The organism is Streptomyces glaucescens (genome assembly GCF_000761215.1).
Taxonomy (GTDB): domain Bacteria; phylum Actinomycetota; class Actinomycetes; order Streptomycetales; family Streptomycetaceae; genus Streptomyces; species Streptomyces glaucescens_B.
The window spans coordinates 2334216-2353922 of sequence record NZ_CP009438.1 but is presented as its reverse complement, the minus strand read 5'-3'; the positions used below and the strand labels follow the sequence as shown (position 1 = coordinate 2353922).

The 19707-nt window shown below is 75.4% G+C and carries 19 protein-coding genes; 12 read left to right on the top strand and 7 right to left on the bottom strand.

The genetic code is table 11. The features are described from left to right. Positions 1 to 57 precede the first annotated feature (57 nt). Positions 58 to 1698, top strand: a complete 1641-nt coding sequence (locus tag SGLAU_RS10195) for an alkaline phosphatase D family protein (RefSeq protein ID WP_043500367.1) — start codon at positions 58 to 60, stop codon at positions 1696 to 1698. Here the strand turns inward: SGLAU_RS10195 and SGLAU_RS10190 are convergent. Then, on the bottom strand, positions 1685 to 2731 hold the full coding sequence (locus tag SGLAU_RS10190) for a Gfo/Idh/MocA family protein (RefSeq protein WP_043500365.1): 1047 nt from the start codon (positions 2729 to 2731) through the stop codon (positions 1685 to 1687). The two genes, SGLAU_RS10195 and SGLAU_RS10190, sit on opposite strands and share 14 nt — an antisense overlap. An 86-nt stretch (positions 2732 to 2817) precedes the next feature. Between SGLAU_RS10190 and SGLAU_RS10185 the strand changes: the two genes are divergently transcribed. The 3 genes from SGLAU_RS10185 (at position 2818) to SGLAU_RS10175 (ending at position 6794) form a co-directional block, all read left to right on the top strand. Further along, positions 2818 to 4101 (top strand): multidrug effflux MFS transporter, encoded by a 1284-nt coding sequence (locus SGLAU_RS10185; protein WP_043500364.1) that lies wholly within the window; start codon positions 2818 to 2820, stop codon positions 4099 to 4101. Beyond that, positions 4065 to 5228, top strand: coding sequence for a serine hydrolase domain-containing protein (locus tag SGLAU_RS10180; protein ID WP_043500363.1), 1164 nt, complete (start codon positions 4065 to 4067; stop codon positions 5226 to 5228). The genes SGLAU_RS10185 and SGLAU_RS10180 overlap by 37 nt, the downstream gene beginning before the upstream one ends. Before the next feature lie 546 nt (positions 5229 to 5774). Beyond that, positions 5775 to 6794: a small ribosomal subunit Rsm22 family protein gene (locus tag SGLAU_RS10175; protein WP_043500361.1), complete on the top strand. Its 1020-nt coding sequence runs from the start codon at positions 5775 to 5777 to the stop codon at positions 6792 to 6794. Between the two features lie 138 nt (positions 6795 to 6932). Here SGLAU_RS10175 and SGLAU_RS33500 read toward each other — a convergent pair whose 3' ends face one another. Continuing rightward, on the bottom strand, positions 6933 to 7121 hold the full coding sequence (locus tag SGLAU_RS33500; RefSeq protein WP_078957663.1) for a DUF6243 family protein: 189 nt from the start codon (positions 7119 to 7121) through the stop codon (positions 6933 to 6935). A gap of 104 nt (positions 7122 to 7225) precedes the next feature. Between SGLAU_RS33500 and SGLAU_RS10170 the strand changes: the two genes are divergently transcribed. Both SGLAU_RS10170 and SGLAU_RS10165 read left to right on the top strand, forming a co-directional pair. Continuing rightward, complete coding sequence (locus SGLAU_RS10170; protein ID WP_043500359.1) at positions 7226 to 7855, top strand: TetR/AcrR family transcriptional regulator; 630 nt, start codon at positions 7226 to 7228, stop codon at positions 7853 to 7855. A 126-nt stretch (positions 7856 to 7981) separates the two neighbouring features. After that, positions 7982 to 8716, top strand: a complete 735-nt coding sequence (locus SGLAU_RS10165) for a bifunctional DNA primase/polymerase (RefSeq protein WP_043500358.1) — start codon at positions 7982 to 7984, stop codon at positions 8714 to 8716. Positions 8717 to 8773: 57 nt separating this feature from the next. Here SGLAU_RS10165 and SGLAU_RS10160 read toward each other — a convergent pair whose 3' ends face one another. Next, the gene (locus SGLAU_RS10160; RefSeq protein ID WP_052413690.1) at positions 8774 to 9748 is read right to left on the bottom strand and encodes a hypothetical protein; all 975 of its coding nucleotides are present in this window, start codon (positions 9746 to 9748) and stop codon (positions 8774 to 8776) included. A gap of 146 nt (positions 9749 to 9894) precedes the next feature. On the opposite strand from SGLAU_RS10160, the gene SGLAU_RS10155 reads away from it, so the two are divergent. After that, a complete protein-coding gene (locus SGLAU_RS10155; protein WP_043500354.1) occupies positions 9895 to 10539 on the top strand; it encodes a PhzF family phenazine biosynthesis protein in 645 nt (214 codons plus the stop codon). 109 nt (positions 10540 to 10648) lie between these two features. Here SGLAU_RS10155 and map read toward each other — a convergent pair whose 3' ends face one another. Further along, positions 10649 to 11506 carry a type I methionyl aminopeptidase gene (gene map / locus SGLAU_RS10150; RefSeq protein ID WP_043500352.1) on the bottom strand — a complete coding sequence of 286 codons (858 nt, stop codon included), beginning with the start codon at positions 11504 to 11506 and terminating at the stop codon, positions 10649 to 10651. A gap of 59 nt (positions 11507 to 11565) precedes the next feature. Between map and SGLAU_RS10145 the strand changes: the two genes are divergently transcribed. Next, entirely contained in the window at positions 11566 to 11799 is a 234-nt protein-coding gene (locus tag SGLAU_RS10145; RefSeq protein WP_043500350.1) for a hypothetical protein, read from the top strand. A gap of 10 nt (positions 11800 to 11809) precedes the next feature. Here the strand turns inward: SGLAU_RS10145 and SGLAU_RS10140 are convergent, their stop codons facing one another. Together SGLAU_RS10140 and SGLAU_RS10135 are read right to left on the bottom strand one after the other, a co-directional pair. Beyond that, positions 11810 to 13147, bottom strand: a complete 1338-nt coding sequence (locus SGLAU_RS10140) for an MFS transporter (RefSeq protein WP_052413689.1) — start codon at positions 13145 to 13147, stop codon at positions 11810 to 11812. 65 nt (positions 13148 to 13212) lie between these two features. Beyond that, a complete protein-coding gene (locus tag SGLAU_RS10135; RefSeq protein WP_043500348.1) occupies positions 13213 to 13818 on the bottom strand; it encodes a hypothetical protein in 606 nt (201 codons plus the stop codon). 178 nt (positions 13819 to 13996) lie between these two features. Between SGLAU_RS10135 and npdG the strand changes: the two genes are divergently transcribed. Together npdG and SGLAU_RS33495 are read left to right on the top strand one after the other, a co-directional pair. Next, positions 13997 to 14722, top strand: a complete 726-nt coding sequence (gene npdG / locus SGLAU_RS10130) for an NADPH-dependent F420 reductase (protein WP_043500346.1) — start codon at positions 13997 to 13999, stop codon at positions 14720 to 14722. Between the two features lie 61 nt (positions 14723 to 14783). Further along, the gene (locus tag SGLAU_RS33495; RefSeq protein ID WP_412556223.1) at positions 14784 to 14951 is read left to right on the top strand and encodes a hypothetical protein; all 168 of its coding nucleotides are present in this window, start codon (positions 14784 to 14786) and stop codon (positions 14949 to 14951) included. Here the strand turns inward: SGLAU_RS33495 and SGLAU_RS10125 are convergent. Beyond that, positions 14941 to 15741 (bottom strand): site-2 protease family protein, encoded by an 801-nt coding sequence (locus SGLAU_RS10125; protein ID WP_043500344.1) that lies wholly within the window; start codon positions 15739 to 15741, stop codon positions 14941 to 14943. The genes SGLAU_RS33495 and SGLAU_RS10125 overlap by 11 nt on opposite strands. A 138-nt stretch (positions 15742 to 15879) precedes the next feature. Here SGLAU_RS10125 and SGLAU_RS10120 point away from each other — a divergent pair, with 138 nt between their 5' ends. Further along, positions 15880 to 16308: a DUF6578 domain-containing protein gene (locus tag SGLAU_RS10120; RefSeq protein WP_043506454.1), complete on the top strand. Its 429-nt coding sequence runs from the start codon at positions 15880 to 15882 to the stop codon at positions 16306 to 16308. Positions 16309 to 16436: 128 nt separating this feature from the next. Beyond that, entirely contained in the window at positions 16437 to 19697 is a 3261-nt protein-coding gene (locus SGLAU_RS10115; protein WP_043500343.1) for a BTAD domain-containing putative transcriptional regulator, read from the top strand. Positions 19698 to 19707 lie beyond the last annotated feature (10 nt).

The window sequence follows — 19707 nt, the reverse complement described above, 5'->3', positions numbered from 1 at the left end:
CGGGTCGTCCCCGGCCACTCCAATGCCTGAGGCATCCATTCGTCAGGGGAGGACCGGATGACTCACGCAGCCCGCCCGCCACAGCACGACCCCGAACTCCGCGCCGCCGCCCGCCACCTGGGCCGGCGGGGCTTCCTCACCGCCACCGGGGCGGCCGCCGCCCTCGCCTTCGCCGTCGGCCTGCCGGCCGCAGGCGCCGCGAGCGCCGCCGAACTCGACGCCGCCCGCCTCACCGACAACCCCTTCACCCTCGGCGTCGCCTCCGGCGACCCGCTGCCCGGCTCCGTCCTGCTCTGGACCCGCCTCGCCCCCGCCCCCTACGAGCCCGACGGCGGCCTCCCCGCCGAACGCGTCACCGTGCACTGGGAACTCGCCCACGACGAACGCTTCCGCCGGATCGTCAGACGCGGCGCCGCCCCCGCGCACCCCGAGTTCCACCACACCGTGCACGTCGAGGTCACCCACCTCGCCCCCGGCCGCCCCTACTACTACCGCTTCCGCGTCGGCCGGTGGACCAGCGAGACCGGCCGCACCCGCACCGCGCCCGCCCCCGGGGACCGGACCACCGCGCTCCGCCTGGCCGCCGTCTCCTGCCAGGCCTACCACGACGGCTACTTCACCGCCTACGGCCACCTCGCCCAGGACGACGTCGACACCGTCTTCCACCTCGGCGACTACCTGTACGAGTACGCCGTCAACTCCGCCGGCGGCCAGCGCCGCTACACCGACCGCGTGCTGCCCGCCCACTTCAACCGCGAGACGCTGACCCTGGAGGACTACCGGCTGCGGTACGCCCTCTACAAGTCCGACCCCGACCTGCGCGCCGCGCACGCCGCGCACCCCTTCGTCGTCACCTGGGACGACCACGAGACCGAGAACAACTACGCCGGCGACACCCCCGAGAACACCGTCCCGCCGGAGGAGTTCCTGCTGCGCCGCGCCTCCGCCTACCGCGCCTACTGGGAGAACCAGCCACTGCGCCGCCCCCAGCGCCCCGACGGCCCCGACATGCGGCTCTACCGCCGCCTGCACTGGGGCGACCTCGCCCAGTTCGACATCCTCGACACCCGCCAGTACCGCACCAACCAGGCCTACGGCGACGGCTCGCAGATCCCCGGCCCGGAGGTCGACGACCCGGCGCGCACCATGACCGGCGAGACCCAGGAGCGGTGGCTGCTCGACGGCTGGCAGCGGTCCCGGGCGCTGTGGAACGTCGTCCCGCAGCAGGTCGTCTTCTCGCAGCGCAAGTTCGACCTCACCGAGCCGTCCCGGGTGTCGATGGACGCCTGGGACGGCTACCGCGCCTCGCGCCGCCGGGTGCTGGACGGCGCGCGGGCGGCCGGGGTCGAGAACCTGATGGTGCTCACCGGCGACGTGCACGTCGGCTACGGCTTCGACATCAAGGAGGACTTCGACGACCCGGCCTCCCGCACCGTCGGCACCGAGATCGTCGCCACCTCGATCGCCAGCGGCCGCGACGGCGCCGACCGGCCCGCCAACTGGGACACCTACATGCGGGCCAACCCGCACCTGCGGTTCTACAACGGGCGGCGCGGCTATGTCGCGGTCACCCTCGGCCGGGAGCAGGCGCGGGCCGACTTCAGGACCGTGCCGTACGTGACGACGCCGGGGGCGCCGGTCACGACGGCGGCGTCCTTCGTGACCCGGGCGGGGGAGCCGGGGCTCACGCCGGCGTGAGCTGGGCGGCAGGGCTCTCGTCGGAGTCGCCGTCGGGGGCCTCGCCCGGGTAGCGGACGCCGACGCGGTCCCGGATCGCGTCGAGCGTCCGCATCACGGCGAGCGTGCCGTCGAGCGGGACCAGCGGGGACTCGGTCTCGCCGGCGCGCAGCGCCCGCATCACCTCGCGCGCCTCGTGCGCGAAGCTGTTGTGCGGGGCGTGGGACGGGTCGTGGACGAACTCCTCCGGCTCGCGCCCCGCGCGGTGCAGCACGAACCGCTCCGGGTGGAAGAAGCCCTGCGGGATGTCGATCCGGCCGAGCGAACCGGTGACGGACGCCGCCGTCGGCGTACCGCCCACGATGGAGCAGTGCACCGAGGCGAGAGCGCCGCTCTCGTACGAGAGCACCGCCCCCGTCTGCAGATCGACGCCCTCCTTCGAGAGCACCGCACTCGCCGCGATCCCCGCCGGCTCACCCAGCAGCAGCTGCGCGAACGACACCGGATACACCCCGAGGTCCAGCAGCGCACCCCCGCCCTGCAGCGGATCGCGCAGCCGGTGCGACGGCGGGAAGGGACCCGCGATCCCGAAGTCCGCCTGCACACTGCGCACCTCGCCCACCGCCCCGTCCTCCACCAGCGCCTTCAGCCGCCGCATCACCGGCGAGCAGTACATCCACATGGCCTCCATCAGGAAGCGCCCGTTCGCCCGCGCCAGCGCCACCAGCTCCCCGGCCTCCCGCGCGTTCAGCGTGAACGGCTTCTCCAGCAGCACGTTGCGCCCCGCCGAGAGACACAGCCCCGCCGCCGCCCGGTGCGCCGCGTGCGGAGTCGCCACGTACACCACGTCGACGTCCTCGTCCCGCGCCAGCGCCGCCCAGTCGCCGTACGCCCGGCCGATACCGAACCGTTCCGCGAAAGCCTCCGCCGACGCCTCGCTCCGCGAGGCCACCGCCACCACCTCCGCGTCCGGCAGATCCACCAGATCCGCCGTGAACGCGGCCGCCATCCCCCCGGTCGCCAGGATGCCCCACCGCACGCCGTCCACCGTCATTCCCGCCCACGCTCCGCTCAGTGACACCAGGCACTCCGTACGAGCTGAGAGCATAGGGACCGGACTGCGGAAAAAGGGAGGGGCCAATGCCCGAAGGCGGGGCGTCCATACCGGAACTGTCGCAGGCGGCCGCACCGAAGGCGCGGCCGCCCCTCGATGCGCGGCGCCGCGCCGGACTGCTGGTGACCCTGGTCCTCGGCGGACTGACCGCCACGCCCCCGCTGGCGATGGACATGTACCTCCCCGCGCTGCCGGAGGTCACCCGCAACCTCACCGCGCCCGCCGCGACCGTGCAGCTCACCCTCACCGCCTGCCTGGCCGGCATGGCGCTCGGGCAGCTCGTGGTCGGCCCGATGAGCGACCGCTGGGGCCGCCGCCGTCCGCTGCTCACCGGACTCGCCGCGTACATCGTCGCCACCGCCCTGTGCGCGCTGGCGCCCACTGTCGAGACCCTGATCGCCTTCCGGCTGGTACAGGGCCTCGCGGGCGCCGCGGGCATCGTCATCGCCCGGGCGATCGTGCGCGACCTCTACGACGGCGTGGAGATGGCCCGCTTCTTCTCCACCCTCATGCTGATCTCCGGCGTCGCCCCGATCGTCGCCCCCCTGATCGGCGGTCAGATCCTGCGCGTCACCGACTGGCGGGGCGTGTTCGTCGTGCTCACCGCCGTCGGCGTGCTGCTCGCCGGCGTGGTGTGGGCCAGGCTCCCCGAGACCCTGCCGGCCGCCGACCGGCACGAGGGCGGGGTCGGCGAGGCACTGCGCTCGATGCGCGGCCTGCTGAGCGACCTGCCGTTCACCGGCTACCTGCTCGCGGGCGGCTTCGCCTTCGCCGCCCTGTTCGCGTACATCTCCGCCTCCCCGTTCGTCATCCAGGAGATCCACGGCGCCTCCCCGCAGACCTTCAGCCTGCTGTTCGGCCTCAACTCGGTCGGCCTGGTCGTCGCCGGGCAGATCAACGGCAAGGTGCTGATCGGGCGGGTCCGCCTGGACCGGGTCCTCGCCGTCGGCCTCACGATCGTCGTGCTCGCCGCGACCGCGCTGCTGCTGATGTCGCTCGGCGTCCTCGGCGACGTGGGCCTCGCCCCGGTGGCCGCCGCGCTGTTCGTGCTGATGTCCGCCATGGGCATCACCCTGCCCAACACCCAGTCCCTGGCCCTGCTGCGCACCCGGCACTCGGCCGGCTCCGCGTCCGCCCTGCTCGGCACGTCCTCCTTCCTCATCGGCGCGATCGCCTCCCCGCTCGTCGGCATCGCCGGGGAGGACACCGCCGTGCCCATGGCGGTCGTCCAGCTGTCGGCGGCGCTGGCGGCGGCGGTCTGCTTCCTGGCCCTGTGCCGTCCCTGGCGGAGCGAGGGGGAGCAGCGCTGAGCACGCCGAGACTGCGCAGCGGAACACCGGAGCGGGCCGGGCTCGACCCGGTCGAGACGGGCCGGCTCGTCGACGAGGTGCGCGCCCTCACCGCCGGGGACCGCCCGTGGGCGGCCGGCGCGGTGGTGGTCGCCGGGCGCGGACCGGTGGTCGCGGTGGCGGAGGCGGCGGGCTGGGCCGTGCGGTACGCGGCGTACGACCCGCAGCGCGACGCCGGCGTGGAGCTGCCCGTGACCGCCCGGGTGCCGATGACCGTCGACACCCCCTTCGACCTGGCCTCGCTGACCAAGCTGTTCACCGCGGTCGCCGCGGTGCAGCAGATCGAGCGGGGCACCCTCGGCATCGACGCCCAGGTCGGCGCGTACCTGCCGGAGTTCCGCGCGGCGGCCCGGCACGGCGTCACCGTACGGCAGCTGCTCACCCACACCTCCGGGCTGCGCCCCGACCTGCCGCTGTACGACTGCGCCGACGACACGGAGCGGCTCGCCCTGCTGCGCGCGGAGCCGCCCACCGGGGAGCCGGGCGTGTACCGCTACTCCGACCTGAACATGCTGCTGCTCCAGTACGTCCTGGAGCGGATCACGGGACGTACCCTGGACGTCCTGGTCCGGGACGGCATCACCCGCCCGCTGGGCATGACCGCCACCGGCTTCGGGCCCTGCCCCGGCGCGGCGGCCACCGAGGACCAGCGGCGGCCGTGGGCCAAGGCCGACCGGGGCATGCTGCGGGGCGTCGTGCACGACGAGAACGCCTGGGCGCTGGGCGGGGTCGCCGGGCACGCCGGGCTCTTCTCCACCGGCCCGGACCTGGCCGTGTTCTGCCGGGCGCTGCTCGCGGGCGGCGCGTACGGGCCCGCCCGCATCCTGGGGCCCGACTTCGTGGAGCTGCTGCTGACCCCGCCGGGCCTGGGGTTCGCCCTGGACCAGCCCTGGTTCATGGGCGCCCTCGCGGGGCGCGGCGCGGCCGGGCACACCGGCTTCACCGGGACGTCCCTGGTGCTGGACCCGGCGACGGACACCTTCCTGGTGCTGCTGGCCAACACCGTCCACCCGAGGCGCAGGCCCCCGGACAGCGCACCGCGCGCGGCGGCGGGCTCCCGGATGGCACGAGCCGTATGGGGCCCCTGACCCGCCCCCCCGACAGGCGGGCGGGTGCCCGGGGCCGGCCGTCGGCGAGGCCGCCCGGCCCGCAGGAGGGGTCCGGCCGCCGGAAAGGCCGCCCGGTCCGCAGGAGGGTCCGGGCGTCGGCGCGGCTGCCCGGGCGTCGGCGGGGTCCGGCCGGCGGGTGCCCGGGGCCGGGCCGCGGGAAGAGCCGCCCGGTCCGCAGGAGGGGTCCGGCCGTCGGCGAGGCAGCCCGGTTGTGGGAGAGGTCCGGCCGTCGGAGGGGCTGCCCGCGACTGCTTGCGGGTCCGACCGCGGGCGGAGTCCGGCCGTTGGAGGAACCTTCCGACCGCTGGCGGGGTCCCGGCGTCGGCGCGGGCCGCCCGGCCGCTCGGGAGGTCCGGGCGCCCGCCACGCCCGGCCGCCCGCGACGCCCGGCCGCCCGCGACGCACGGCCGCCCGCGACGCACGGCCGCCCGGGTGCCCGCGAGGCCCGGGTGCCGGCGGGGCCGCCGGGGGCGGGGCCCCGGGCGGGGCGGCGGGGGTGTGTCGGTGACCTGAGAGAATCGCAGGGTGAACGCCCCCGCCCCCACCCCCCTGACCGCCCCGGCCGAGACTCTGCGGGCCGCGCTCGCCGGGCTGCTCGACGGGCTGCCGCCCAAGCGGGCCGCGCAGGCCGTGGACCGGCTGATCGCCAGCTACCGGGGGGCGACCCCGACCGACGCGCCCATCCTGCGGGACCGGGCCGACGTGGCGGCGTACGCGGCGTACCGGATGCCGGCCACCTTCGAGGCGGTGCGCTCGGCGCTCGGGGCGTTCGCCGACGCGGCGCCCGGCTGGGTGCCCGGCAGCCACACCGATATCGGTGGCGGGACCGGCGCCGCGACCTGGGCGGTCAGCGCGACCTGGCCCGGTGCGCGGCCGGTGACCGTGCTGGACTGGGCCGAGCCCGCGCTCGCCCTGGGCCGGGAGCTGGCCGCCGCGAATCCGGCACTGCGGGACGCCCGCTGGCAGCGCTCTCGGATCGGAGCGGCGCTCACCCTTGAGAGCACCGATCTCGTCACCGTGTCCTACGTCCTCAACGAGCTGTCCGAACCCGACCGCGCCGCCCTCGTCGACGCCGCCGCCGGGGCCGCGCAGGCCGTCGTCATCGTCGAGGCCGGCACCCCCGACGGCTACGCCCGGCTGATCGCCGCCCGGGACCGCCTGATCGCCGCCGGGTTCCGCATCGCCGCCCCCTGCCCGCACAGCGCCGCCTGCCCCATCGCGCCCGGCTCCGACTGGTGCCACTTCTCGGCCCGGGTCAGCCGCTCCTCCCTGCACCGCCAGGTCAAGGGCGGCTCCCTCGCCTACGAGGACGAGAAGTTCAGCTACGTCGCCGCGGCCCGCTTCCCCGTCACCCCGGCCCCCTCCCGCGTGGTCCGCAAGCCGCAGATCCGCAAGGGCCAGGTCCTGCTCGACCTGTGCGAGCCCGGCGAGCGGCTGAGCCGGACGACCGTCACCAAACGCCACGGCGACGACTACCGCGCCGCCCGCGACGCCGACTGGGGCGACGCCTGGCCGCCGGTGCGGGACACCGACGGCCTGGTCTGACACGCCCCCGCCCCTCAGCGCCACGCCGGCTCATTCCGGCCCCCGGCTTCCTCCGGCCCCCGACCGCCTCCTCCGCCGACGGACTCCTCCTCCGCCGACGGACTCCTCCTCCGACTGCCTCCTCCTTACCGCTCCGGCTCACGCGGACGTCCCGTCCGCGTCGCGGCCGTTCCGCTCCTGCAGCCGGCGCAGCAGCTCCCGCTTCCGTGCCTGCGCGTCGTGCGCCCCGGCCCGGCCGTCCCGGCCGCCGCCCCGCAGGGCCTCGCGGCTCAGCTTCCGCCGCGTGCCGCCGACGCCCAGCATGTTTCCGGCTCCGCCTCGGGTCATGGTGTCCCGCCTCCCTCTCAGCGTGACGAGACGTATCGTCTCGCAATCGACGGGTCCAGCGTGCGGCGAGACGGTCCGTCTTGTCAACCTGATAGATTCGGTCCATGCCGCCGACCACCCGCAGACCCGCCCCCGACGCCACCCGCCGCAGCGAGAAGTCCCGCCGCGCCATCTACGACGCCGCCCTGAGCCTCGTCGGCGAGGTCGGCTACCCCAAGACGACCATCGAGGGCATCGCCGCCCGCGCCGGCGTCGGCAAGCAGACGATCTACCGCTGGTGGTCGTCGAAGGCCGACGTGCTGATGGAGGCCTTCCTGGACCTCGCCGAGCAGGCCAACCAGCAGGCCGGCGGCCGGCCCGGCGACCACACCCTCCCGGACACCGGCGACCTGGCGGCCGACCTCAGGCTGGTCCTGCGCGCCACCGTCGACGAGCTGCTCGACCCGCGCTTCGAGATCCCCTCCCGCGCCCTCGCCGCCGAGGGCGTCGTGGACGAGGAGATGGGCCGCGCCGTCGTGGCCAGGCTGCTCGAACCCTCGCTCCAGCTCTACGTCGACCGCCTGCGCGCCGCCCAGGACGCCGGCCAGGTCCGCCCGGACGTCGACCCGCGGATCGCCCTGGAGCTGTTCGTCGCCCCGCTCGCCCAGCGCTGGCTCCAGCGCACCGGCCCGATCTCCCACGAGTACACCGACACCCTCGTCGACTACGCGCTGTACGGCCTCGCCCCGCGCTGAGACCCGCCGCGGGTGTGGGGTACGTCTCGTCCCGCATGCCCGGGTTGGGGACTTGGGCCCCCCGCGGCGCACGATGGTGGGACCATAGGGCATGCTGTTCCGCACGACAGCGAGGCGAGGGGATAGATGAGCGCGGAGTTCGGCGGCCGGACCGGCCTGCGGGGCAAACTCTCCCAGTGGCTGCGCGGAGGCGGCCGCGAGGACGCCGCCGGCGACGGCGGCCGTGAGGCCCTGCTGCTCGCCGCCGCCGCCGCGGGGCTGCCCCTGGCGCCCGCCGCGCACCCGGCGCCCGGCTACCGGTGCTCCTGCGACCGCGTCGGCTGTCCGACCCCCGCCCGGCACCCGGTGTCCTTCGCCTGGCAGACCCAGTCGACCACCGACCGCGCCCAGATCGAACGCTGGGCCCGGCACCAGCCGCAGGCCAACTTCATCACCGCCACCGGCATGGTGCACGACGTCCTGGACGTCCCGCTGGAGGCCGGCCGCGAGGCGCTCGCCCGGCTGCTCGACGCGGGGATCGAGGTCGGCCCGGTCGCCGAGAGCGACGACGGCCGCCTGCTGTTCTTCACCCTCACCCGGGGCACCCCCGAGGACGAGGACGAGTGGTGGCCGTGCGAGCTGGACTGCCATCCCGAGACCATGGACGAGCACCCGGGCCTGCGCTGGCACTGCCGGGGCTCCTACGTCCTCGTCCCGCCCGCCCGGCTCCCCGGCGACGACCGGACCGTGCACTGGGTCCGCGGCCCCGAGCACGCGCTCCCCGACCCGCTGACCCTGCTGGAACACCTCACCGACGCCTGCGCCCGCCACGCCGGCCAGGAGCCCGACCACGCGAACGCGGCCTGGCCCCTGCGCCACTAGGGACCCCCGCGTCACCAGGGGGTGTCACGGAGGGCCACGCGCCTTCCGTCCGCGGGGCTACTCGCCCTTCGCCGACGTCAGTCCCTGGATCCGTCCCAGGACCGTCACCTGCGCCCCGGCGCCCTTCTTCGGGGCCAGGGCCACCTCGTTGGAGACGAACTCCATCGTCAGCGACTGCTTGATCTCGCCGGTCGTCAGCGCCAGCACGTTCTTGTTCGGCGCGGGCACGGCGGAACCGGTGTGGGCGGTCTGCTTCTCGTAGTGGCGGGTGGTGAAGAACACCAGGGCCCCGCCGTCGCGTGTGCGCAGCGCGACCGGGGCGTAGTCGCCGTCGGTCAGCGGGCCGTCGATGTACTGGGTCACCAGTCCGGGCTTGCGCGCGTTCTTCTGGCGCAGGGTCCGCCACTGGCTGGTGTGCGGGCCGGGCGCGAACTCCGGGCCGTTCTCCTTGAGGTAGGTGGTGTACGCCTTGCTCAAGTCGCCTGGGGGAAGGGCCAGTTCGGTGGAGTTCGCGGGCACCGCCTCGGCCCAGCCGTCCTCGTCCTTCTTGAACTCCGGTACGGCGCCGGGCTCGACGAGCGTCAGGTAGGACACCTGCCACGGCTCGTCCAGGGCGTCCCGGGTGAACACCAGCAGCCAGCGGGCCTCGCCGCCCTTGTTCGCCCTGGCGTCCGCGAGGAACCAGCGCGGCCAGCCCGCCTTCTTGGGAATGGTGTACTCGGCGTCCGAGAACTCCAGCGGGCTGTGGTCCGGGTTGCCCGCCGGGTTGTTGGCCCGGCCCGCCTTCAGCCGGGCGCCGTCGATGTCGGCCAGCGGCCCGGTGACGTACTCGGCGTCCAGCGTGCTGTCGTAGTCCTTGTCGGCCTTGTTGTACGCGGCCGTGAACTCCCGCAGCGCCTCGGCCGCCTCGGCCCGGGTGGCCGCGGGCAGCACCTCCCGCTCGCCGTGCACCACCACACATCCGCTCGCCGTCAGTGACGAGAGGGCCGCCGCTATGAGAGTGATCCGGGCACGCCTGCGATCCGTGGTCATCGGGCTCCTTCACCTTCCCCTTCCCGGGGGCGAACCTTACCGGGGCGGGGTGGGGCCCGGACGCCGGGTGGGGGTGCCGCTCCCCGTCCGGCGGGCGGAGGCGCCGGCCGGCCCCCGGCGCGCCCCGTCGGTGTTTCAATGCCCCGGTGACTGACTACGACGTGCTGCGCGTGTTCTGCGCGGCGAACGGCGGATACGGCAACGAACTCGGGGTCGTCCGCGACGGATCGGTGCTGCCCGAGCAGGACGAACGGCAGGCGCTCGCCGCGAAGCTCGGCTTCAGCGAGACCGTCTTCGTCGACGACCCCGAACGCGGCGTCGTCGACATCTACACGCCCACCCTGCGCCTGCCCTTCGCGGGCCACCCCTGCGTCGGCACGGCCTGGCTGCTGGACGTGCCCGAACTGGTCACACCGGCCGGGGTGGTGGGGGCCCGGCAGGACGGGGAGTTCAGCTGGATCGAGGCGCGCGCGGAGTGGGTGCCGCCGCGGACGCTGCGCCGGTACGCGACGGCCGCGGAGGTCGACGACCTCGCGGTGCCGCCGAAGGGGGAGTGGGTCTACGCCTGGGCCTGGGAGGACGAATCCGCCGGCCGGGTGCGGGCCCGCGCCTTCCCGGGCCGCGACGACGGCATCGACGAGGACGAGGCGACCGGCGCGGCGGCCCTGCTGCTCACCGACCGGCTGGGCCGTGCCCTGAACATCACGCAGGGCGCGGGGTCCCAGATCCTGACGGCGCCGCAGCCGGGCGGCTGGGTGGAGATCGGGGGGCGCGTCGTCCTCGAACGGTGACGTCACCGGGCGGCCGGCCCCGCCGCGGGCCCAGCGGACGGCGGGAACTCCCCGCCCGGGGCCCGGAGGACGGCCGCGTCCCGGGCGAACGCCCCCGCGGGCGGGGGCACTACGGCAGCGTGAGGATCTCCGCGCCGGTCTCCGTCACCACCAGCGTGTGCTCGAACTGCGCCGTCCGCTTGCGGTCCTTGGTGACCACCGTCCAGCCGTCGTCCCACATGTCGTACTCGTGCGTGCCGAGCGTCAGCATCGGCTCGATCGTGAACGTCATCCCCGGCTGCATCACCGTGGTCGCGTGCGGGCTGTCGTAGTGCGGGATGATCAGTCCGGAGTGGAACGACGAGTTGATGCCGTGCCCGGTGAAGTCCCGCACCACGCCGTACCCGAACCGCTTGGCGTACGACTCGATGACCCGGCCGATGACGTTGATCTGCCGGCCCGGCTTGACCGCCTTGATCGCCCGGTCGAGCGACTCGCGGGTGCGCTCCACCAGCAGCCGGCTCTCCTCGTCCACGTCGCCCACCAGGTACGTGGCGTTGTTGTCGCCGTGCACCCCGCCGATGTACGCCGTCACGTCCAGGTTGACGATGTCGCCGTCCCGCAGGACCGTCGAGTCGGGGATGCCGTGGCAGATCACCTCGTTGACCGACGTGCACAGCGACTTCGGGAAGCCGCGGTAGCCGAGCGTGGAGGGGTAGGCGCCGTGGTCGCACAGGTACTCGTGCGCCACCTTGTCGAGAGCGTCCGTGGTGACGCCCGGGGCGATGATCTTCGCGGCCTCCGCCATCGCCCGCGCGGCGATCCGCCCGGCGACCCGCATCGCCTCGATGGTCTCCGGGGTCTGCACCTCGGGCCCCGTGTACGGGGCCGGCGCGGGCTTGCCGACGTACTCGGGGCGGCGGATGTTTCCGGGTACGGAACGGGTGGGAGACAGCTCCCCTGGTACGAGCAGCGACTGGCCAGACATGCCAGCGAGTCTAACCAGCGGACATGGGGGCACCATGTCCGTGGCGAAAGGAGCCGGTCATGGCCCTGTTCAAGAAGCGCACGGTGGGCAAGCCGGGCGAGTGGTACTACTGCCTGGAGCACAAGAAGGTCGAGGAGGGCCCGGACTGCCCGGGCAAGGACCGCTTCGGGCCGTACGCCAGCCGCGCGGAGGCGGAGCGCGCCATGGAGAGCGCACGCGAACGCAACCTCCAGTGGGAGAACGACCCGCGCTGGCACGACGCGCCCGCCCCGGGACGGGCCGACCAGGACTGACCCGCCCGGCTCAGGCCGCGGACGTCCCGGCCCCGGCCTCCGCCCCGGGCGCGCGCCGCTCACGCAGCCGCAGCGCGTGCTCGTCGGTCCGCACGTCGTAGGTCATCAGCTTCGGCAGGCACAGCGCCAGCAGGGCCACCCCCGCCGCGCACAGCAGCCCGCCCGACCACACCGACGCGCGCACCCCCGTCCACGCGGCCATGCCGCCGGCGCGGACCTGGCCGAGCTGGGGTCCGACCGAGTACGACAGCAGCTCGATCCCGGCGAGCCGGCCGCGCAGCTCGTCCGGGATCGTCTGGTTCCACATGGCGCTCCGGAACACCCCGCTGACCATGTCGAACCCGCCGGCCAGGGCCAGGAGCAGCAGCACCAGCCACACGTCCCCGGCCAGCCCCGCCGCCGCGATCGACAGGCCCCAGCCCACCGCCGCCACCACGACCATCCGCCCGTGCCGGTGCACCCGCGAGGTCCAGCCGCTGGTCAAGCTGACCAGCAGCGCCCCGGCCGGGATGCTCGCGTACATCAGGCCCAGCGACCACTCGGCGTCCAGCTCGTCCGCGAGGAACGGCAGCACCGCGAGCGGCATCGCCAGGAACATCGCGGCCAGGTCGATGGCGTACGTGCCGAGCAGCTCCTTGCGGTTCCAGGCGTACCGGGCGCCCTCCGCGATGGCCTTCAGGGACGGCTTCTGCGCCTCGTGCGACGCGGGGGAGCGGCCGAGACCGACGACCAGGGCCACCGACACCGCGAAGGTCAGCAGGTCCACGGCGTACGCCCAGCCCAGCCCCGCGTACGCCACCACCACGCCCGCCAGCGCCGGGCCCGCGATGCCGCCGGCCTGCCAGCGCAGCGCGTTCAGCGCGGCGGCGGCCGGCAGGTGGTCGTGGGCGACGATCCGGGGGATCAGCGAGTCCAGGGCGGGCCGCTGGATCGAGGTCAGCGCCGAGGAGAACGCGGCGATCACGTACAGCGGCCACACGGCGGGCGTCGGGAGCAGCGCGTTGAGCAGCAGCGCCGCACACAGCACCCCCTGGCCGGCCTCCGACCACAGGATCAGCTTCCGCTTGTCCCAGGCGTCGGCCAGGGCACCGCCGTACAGCCCGAACACCACCAGCGGCACCAGCTCCACGGCACCGATCGCGCCGACCGCCGCCGCCGACCCGGTCAGCTCCTTGATCTGCACCGGCAGCGCGACGAAGGTCAGGAAGCTGCCGAAGTTGGTGATCAGCCCGGACAGCCACAGCCGGCGGAAGTCGGCGGAGGCCCGCCAGGGGGCGAGGTCGGGGAGCAGGGCGCGCAGGCCGGCGGGCGCGGACCCGGGCCGCTCGGCGGAGGGGGCGTCGGTCACGAGGGGCCATGTTCCGCGCGGGACGCCGGCCCGGGCAACCGCTTTTCCGCGGCCCGGCCGGCGCGCTACCAGCGCGTCGGCGGCGGTGCCGTCAGCTGGTCGGCCAGCCGGGACAGCCGGTCGCGCAGCCGGCGGCGGCCCCGGGGCGCGGGCCGCGCGTTCTCCCCGGCCGCCGCGCTGACCAGGTGCTGCACGAGGTCGATGTCGAGCTCGGAGCCGTCCGGCACGGTCAGCGTCTCGTGCGCCATGGCGGCCAGGTCGTCGTCCTGGCCGGGGCCGAGGGCGAGCACCGTGACCCCGGCCCGCCGGGCGTCGTGGACCCGCTCCAGCAGCGGTGCCCGCGCCCGGTCCGGGGCCACCACGAGCAGCGTCTCGCCCCGCCGGGCCGCCTCGATCCGGCCGGGCCCGACCGCCAGGTGCGCCGGACCGGACGGGCGGGCGTCGTGGCGGACGAGCGTCGGCGCCAGTTCCGGCGTGCCCGACCAGGCGGCCTCGTCCACCAGATGGGCGGCGAGGTGCCACGGCTCGTACTCCGGCGTCCCCACCAGCAGCAGCCCGCCCCCGTGTGCCACCACGGACCCGCGCAGCACACCCGCGAACCGCCGCGTGGCCGGCAACCACTCGGTTCCGGCGAGCACTTCGCGCAGCAGCGCGACCCGTACGGCGTCCATATGTCCGCATACTGCCGCAAGCGGCCGGGCTTTACCGGTCGTTCACCTCGATTTCGCCCGACCCGGTCACGGAGCCGCGGCGTCCGGCGCGGGGCCGGGGGCGCGCGGGCGCCCGGGGTGCTCGTGGCGCGGCCCACCCGGCCCGGTCCGGCGGCCGGGGCGGACGTAGAGTCGGCCCATGACCTCTACCGACAGTGCACAGACCCCCGCGAAGGCCCCCGCGAAGGCCCCCGCCAAGGACCCCTGGGACCTGCCCGACGTCTCCGGTCTCGTCGTCGGCGTGCTCGGCGGGACCGGCCCGCAGGGCAAGGGCCTCGCCCACCGGCTCGCCAGGGCCGGACAGAAGGTGATCATCGGTTCGCGGGCCGCCGAGCGGGCCCGGGAGGCCGCCGGGGAGCTGGGCCACGGTATCGAGGGCGCCGACAACGCCGAGTGCGCGCGGCGCAGCGACATCGTGATCGTCGCCGTGCCGTGGGAGGGACACGCCGAGACCCTCCGGGCGCTGCGCGAGGACCTGGCCGGGAAGCTGGTCGTGGACTGCGTCAACCCGCTCGGCTTCGACAAGAAGGGCGCCTACGCGCTGAAGCCGGAGGAGGGCAGCGCCGCCGAGCAGGCCGCCGCCCTGCTGCCGGACTCGCGGGTCACCGCGGCCTTCCACCACCTCTCCGCGGTCCTCCTCCAGGACCCGGAGATCGAGGAGATCGACACCGACGTGATGGTGCTCGGCGAGGCGCGGGCCGATGTGGAGATCGTGCAGGCGCTGGCCGGGCGCATCCCGGGCATGCGCGGCGTCTTCGCCGGACGGCTGCGCAACGCCCACCAGGTGGAGTCGCTGGTCGCCAACCTGATCTCGGTGAACCGCCGCTACAAGGCGCACGCCGGGCTCCGGGTCACGGACGTATGAGCCCATGGGGGACACTGGTGGGGCACCACCCCGCAGTGTCCCCCGCAAGGAGCCGACCGACATGCCCCGTCTCGCCCTCTACGCCCTCGCCGTCTGCGTCCTCGCCGTCGTCGCGGCCGTGCTCTCCTTCGTGCAGGGCAGCTGGCTGGGAATCCTGTGGGTGCTGATGGCGGGCCTGTCGTCCAACATGTGCTGGTACTACCTCAAGCGCCGCCGCGTCACCCGGTGACCGCGCAGACCTCGCTCCCGCCGCGCCAGAAGCGGTAGAGGTCGTAGCCGCAGTAGGTGTCGAGGTCGCTGATGCCCAGGCCGCGCAGGACCGCGTCGACCAGGCCGAAGAACGCGCCGTTCACCGACGGGACCCACAGCAGCGCGAACACGAACAGCAGCCCGAACGGCGCGAAGGGCTCCACCTGCCGCCGCAGGCGGTACGGCAGCCACGGCTCCAGCACCCCGTAGCCGTCCAGGCCCGGCACCGGCAGGAGGTTCAGCAGCGCCGCCGTCACCTGGAGCAGCGCCAGGAACGCCAGCGCGAACCGGAAGTCCCGCGGCACCCCGTCCAGCGCGTCCAGCCAGAACGGGGCCGTGCACACCACCGCGAACAGCACGTTCGTCAGCGGACCCGCCGCCGAGACCAGACTGTGCCGCCGGCGGCCCCGGATCCGCCCGCGCTCGACGAACACGGCACCGCCCGGCAGCCCGATCCCGCCCATGATCACGAAGAGCACGGGCAGCACGACGCTCAGCAGGGCGTGCGTGTACGCCAGCGGGTTCAGCGTGAGATAGCCCTTCGCGGCCACCGTGACGTCCCCGCCGTGCAGGGCCGTGCGCGCGTGCGCGTACTCGTGCAGGCACAGCGAGACGATCCAGGCCGACGTCACGAACAGGAAGACGGCCACCCCGGGCTGCTCGGCGAACCCCGTCCAGGCGGCCCAGCCGGTCACGGCCGTCACGGCGAGGATGCCGACGAAGACGGGACTGATCCGCCGGTCGCCGGGTCGGATGGCGGTGGTGGTCACAGGGCTCCCCCTCGGGGCGCGGTGGGCGCGGTGGTGCGCGGGTGCGGGCTGGAGGCGGGGGCTGGATGCGCCCGACCGTACGGGTCGTACCCGGAAAACGTCTCGCGAACAGGTGTCCGTTCCGAGCAAGGTGGGTCCATGGGACTGTGGCGGGTGTTCTACGCGGGATGGCAGATGGAGTGGCGCGGCACCCCCTTCCCGGCCGGCGACGCCGGCCGGCCGCTGCTCGTCCCCGGCGAGGAACCCGCCTCCACGGTCACCGGCCCCGCCGGGCACGCGACCGGGGCCGGCCGGGGGACCCGGGTCGTCCGGGACCCGGGCCGCGCCGTCGCCCGGTCCGGGGACCCGCGGCCGGCGCCCGCCGAACCGGCGCCCGCCGAACCGGGGCCCGCGCGCCGCTCGGGGCCGCTCCCCGTCGAGACCCACGGCAGCCGGTGGCCGCAGGCCACCGGCCGGGTCCGGCCGATCCGCCTCGTCGTCGACGGCCTCGCCCAGGGCCCCGACGGCACCCGGGAGCCGGTGCCGGGCCCGCGCACCCCGCACGAGACCGGCCGGTGCCCCGAGTGATTCCGGGACCGCGAGGCCCGCACCGGCGCGGGCCCGCGCCGCCGGAACGAGGCGGGCGGGCCGGCCGGGCCGGAAGTGCCGTCCTGAGCGCCCGGCCGCCCGGCCGCACCGCTTCGCCACCGGAGAGAATGGACCCCGTGCGCTACCGCATCCTCGGCACCACCCAGGCGCTCCGCCCCGACGGCACGGCCGTCCCCGTGGGCGGGGCGCGGCTGCGCGCGCTGCTCACCGTGCTGGCGCTGCGCGCCGGCCGGGCCGTGCCCGTCGCCCTGCTCGTCGAGGAGGTGTGGGACGGCGACCCGCCCGCCGACGCCCCGGGCGCCCTTCAGGCCCTGGTGGGCCGGCTGCGCCGGGCGATCGGCGCGGACGCCGTCGAGTCCGTGGACGGCGGCTACCGGCTCGGCGCCGGCCCCGACGACGTCGACCTGCACCGCTTCACCCGCCTCGCCGACGACGGCGCCCGCGCCCTCGCCGACGGCGACCCCGCCAAGGCCGCCGCCCTCCTCGACGACGCCCTCGCCCTGTGGCGCGACCCGGTCCTCGCCGACCTGCCCGACCGCACCGCCGAGGCGGCCCGCTGGGAGACCCTGCGGCTCGACGCCCGCCGGACCCGGCTCGCCGCCGCCCTCGCCCTCGGCCGGGCCGAGCAGGCGCTGCCCGAGCTGACCGCGCTGTGCGACGCCCACCCGCTGGACGAGTCGCTCCAGGCGCTGCGGCTGCGCGCCCTGCGCGAGGCCGGCCGCACCGCCGAGGCGCTGGCCGCCTACGACGAGGTGCGCCGGCTCCTCGCGGACCGGCTCGGCTCCGACCCCGGCCCCGAACTGCGCGCCCTGCACACGGAGCTGCTGCACCGGTCCGAGGCGCCCGCCGCGGCCCCCGGGCGGCCCCCGGGGAACCTGCGGGCCCGCCTCACCTCCTTCGTCGGCCGCGACACCGACATCGGCACCATCCGCGGCGACCTGGCCACCGCCCGCCTCGTCACCCTGCTGGGTCCCGGCGGGGCCGGGAAGACCCGGCTGTCGCAGGAGGCCGCCGAGGGCGCGGGGGACACCGCCCGGGACGGGGCCTGGCTGGTGGAGCTGGCCCCGGTCGACGACCCGGCCGCCGTACCCGAGGCGGTGCTCACCGCGATCGGCGCCCGCGAGACCGTGCTGCACGGCGCGGGCGCGGAGGAGTTCCGGGCGGCCACCGAACGCCACGACGACCCCGTGGAACGCCTCGTCGAGCACTGTGCCCGGCGCCGGATGCTGATCGTCCTCGACAACTGCGAGCACGTCGTAGGGGCCGCCGCCCGGCTCGTCGCCGAGCTGCTGGAACGCTGCCCGCGGCTCACCGTGCTGGCCACCAGCCGGGAGCCGCTCGGCGTGCCCGGCGAGGTGCTGCGGCCCGTGGAACCGCTGCCCGAGCCGTACGCGCTGCGGCTGCTCGCCGACCGCGGGGCCGCCGCCCGGCCGGGCTTCGACGTCGCGGACGACCCGGAGGCCTGCGCCGAGATCTGCCGCCGCCTCGACGGCCTGCCCCTCGCGATCGAGCTGGCCGCCGCCCGGCTGCGGATGCTGACCCCCCGGCAGATCGCCGACCGCCTCGACGACCGCTTCCGCCTGCTCACCTCCGGCAGCCGCACCGTGCTGCCCCGCCAGCAGACCCTGCGGGCCGTCGTCGACTGGTCCTGGGACCTGCTCGACGAGGACGAACGGGACGTCCTGCGCCGCCTGTCCGTCTTCGCCGGCGGCTGCGACCTGGCCGCCGCCGAGGCCGTCTGCGGGCCGGCCGCCCTCGACGCGCTCGGCTCCCTCGTCGACAAGTCCCTGGTGGTGGCCGCCCCCTCCGGCGACGGCGCGATGCGCTACCGGCTGCTGGAGACCGTCGCCGAGTACGCCCGCGAACGCCTCGACGCCTCCGGCCGGCGCGCCGAGACCGAGCGCGCCCACCTGACGTACTACCGAGAACTCGCCCGCACCACCGATCCGCTGCTGCGCGGCTCCGGCCAGCTCGCCGCCATCGAACGGCTGGAGCGCGAGTACGAGAACCTGCGCACCGCCCTGCGCACCGCCGTCGCCGCCCGCGACGAGCAGGAGGCGCTCTGCCTGGTGCTGTCGCTCGCCTGGTACTGGCAGATGCGCGACCTGCGCATCGAGGGCCGCACCTGGTGCCGCGCCGTCATGGACCTCGGCCCCGACCCGTTCGCCGAACCGGTCCGCAAGGCGCTCCCCGTGTGGCGGCGCTGCACCGCCGAACCGCCCCCCATGACCGGGGAGGTCCTCCAGGAAGCCCGGCGCGGCGTCCACCTGGGCCACCTGGCCTGCATGGACACCGAGCTCGACGCCTGGCAGAGCCCCGAGGCCCAGCGCAAGCTCCAGATCATCGCCGAGGTGTACGACCCCGGCCTCCCGCAGACCTGCCGCGACCCCGGCATGCTGTCGCTCTACGCCGTGATGCTGACCGGCGGCATGGACCGGCTCGGCACCATCCTCGACGCGGCCGTCGAGACCTGCCGCGGCACGCCCGGCTTCGAATGGGAGCTGGCCGCCAGCCTCCAGCTGCGCGCCAACGTCCTCGCCAACCGTCCCGACCGGGCGGGCGACGCCGGCCGGGACGCCGACGAGTCGCTGGAGATCTACGAGCGCCTCGGCGACTCCTGGGGCAGCGCCGAGGCGCTCTCCGCGCGCGCCGAGGCGCACGAGCGCAAGGGCCGCCACCGCCAGGCGGCGGCCGACTACGAGGCCGCCATGGAACACGCCCGGCGGCTCGGCGCCCGGGCCCAGTACGCGGTCCTCTCCGCCCGGCTGGGCAGCGCCCTGCTGGAGGCGGGCGAGACCGAGCGCGGCGAGCGACTGCTGCGGGAGGTGATCGACACCGTGGAGGGCGCGCACAACGAGGCCATGCCGTTCGGCCGGGTCGTCCTCGCCGGCTGGCTCAGCCTCACCGGCCGCACCGCCGAGGCCCGCGAGCAACTGCGCGCGCTGCGCCAGGACTTCACCATCGCCCACTTCATCGTCTTCGACGCGTTCATCCTGGGCCAGGAGGCCTGGGTGGACGCCCTCGACGGCCACTACGAGCAGGCACGGGAGCGCATCCGGCTCGCTCTGCGCCAGGCCGACGACCCGCTGGCGAAGGCCATGGCCCCGCAGCTCTTCTCGGCGTACCTCGTCATCGCCGCCCTGGCCATGGCCGGCTGCGGCGGCGGTCGCGATGCCCGCGACGCCGCCCGCTGCCTCGGCGCGTCCGACGCGCTGCTGCCCGCCGGCCATCTGTGGTCCACCCTGGAACGCGCGGCACGCGACCGCGCCGTGGCCGCCGTACGGGCCGCGCTGAGCGCCGAGGAGTACGCGGCGGCGTACGCCGAGGGCGGCGGCCTCACCCCGCAGGAGGCCGCCGCCCTGGTGTGACCACCGGGGC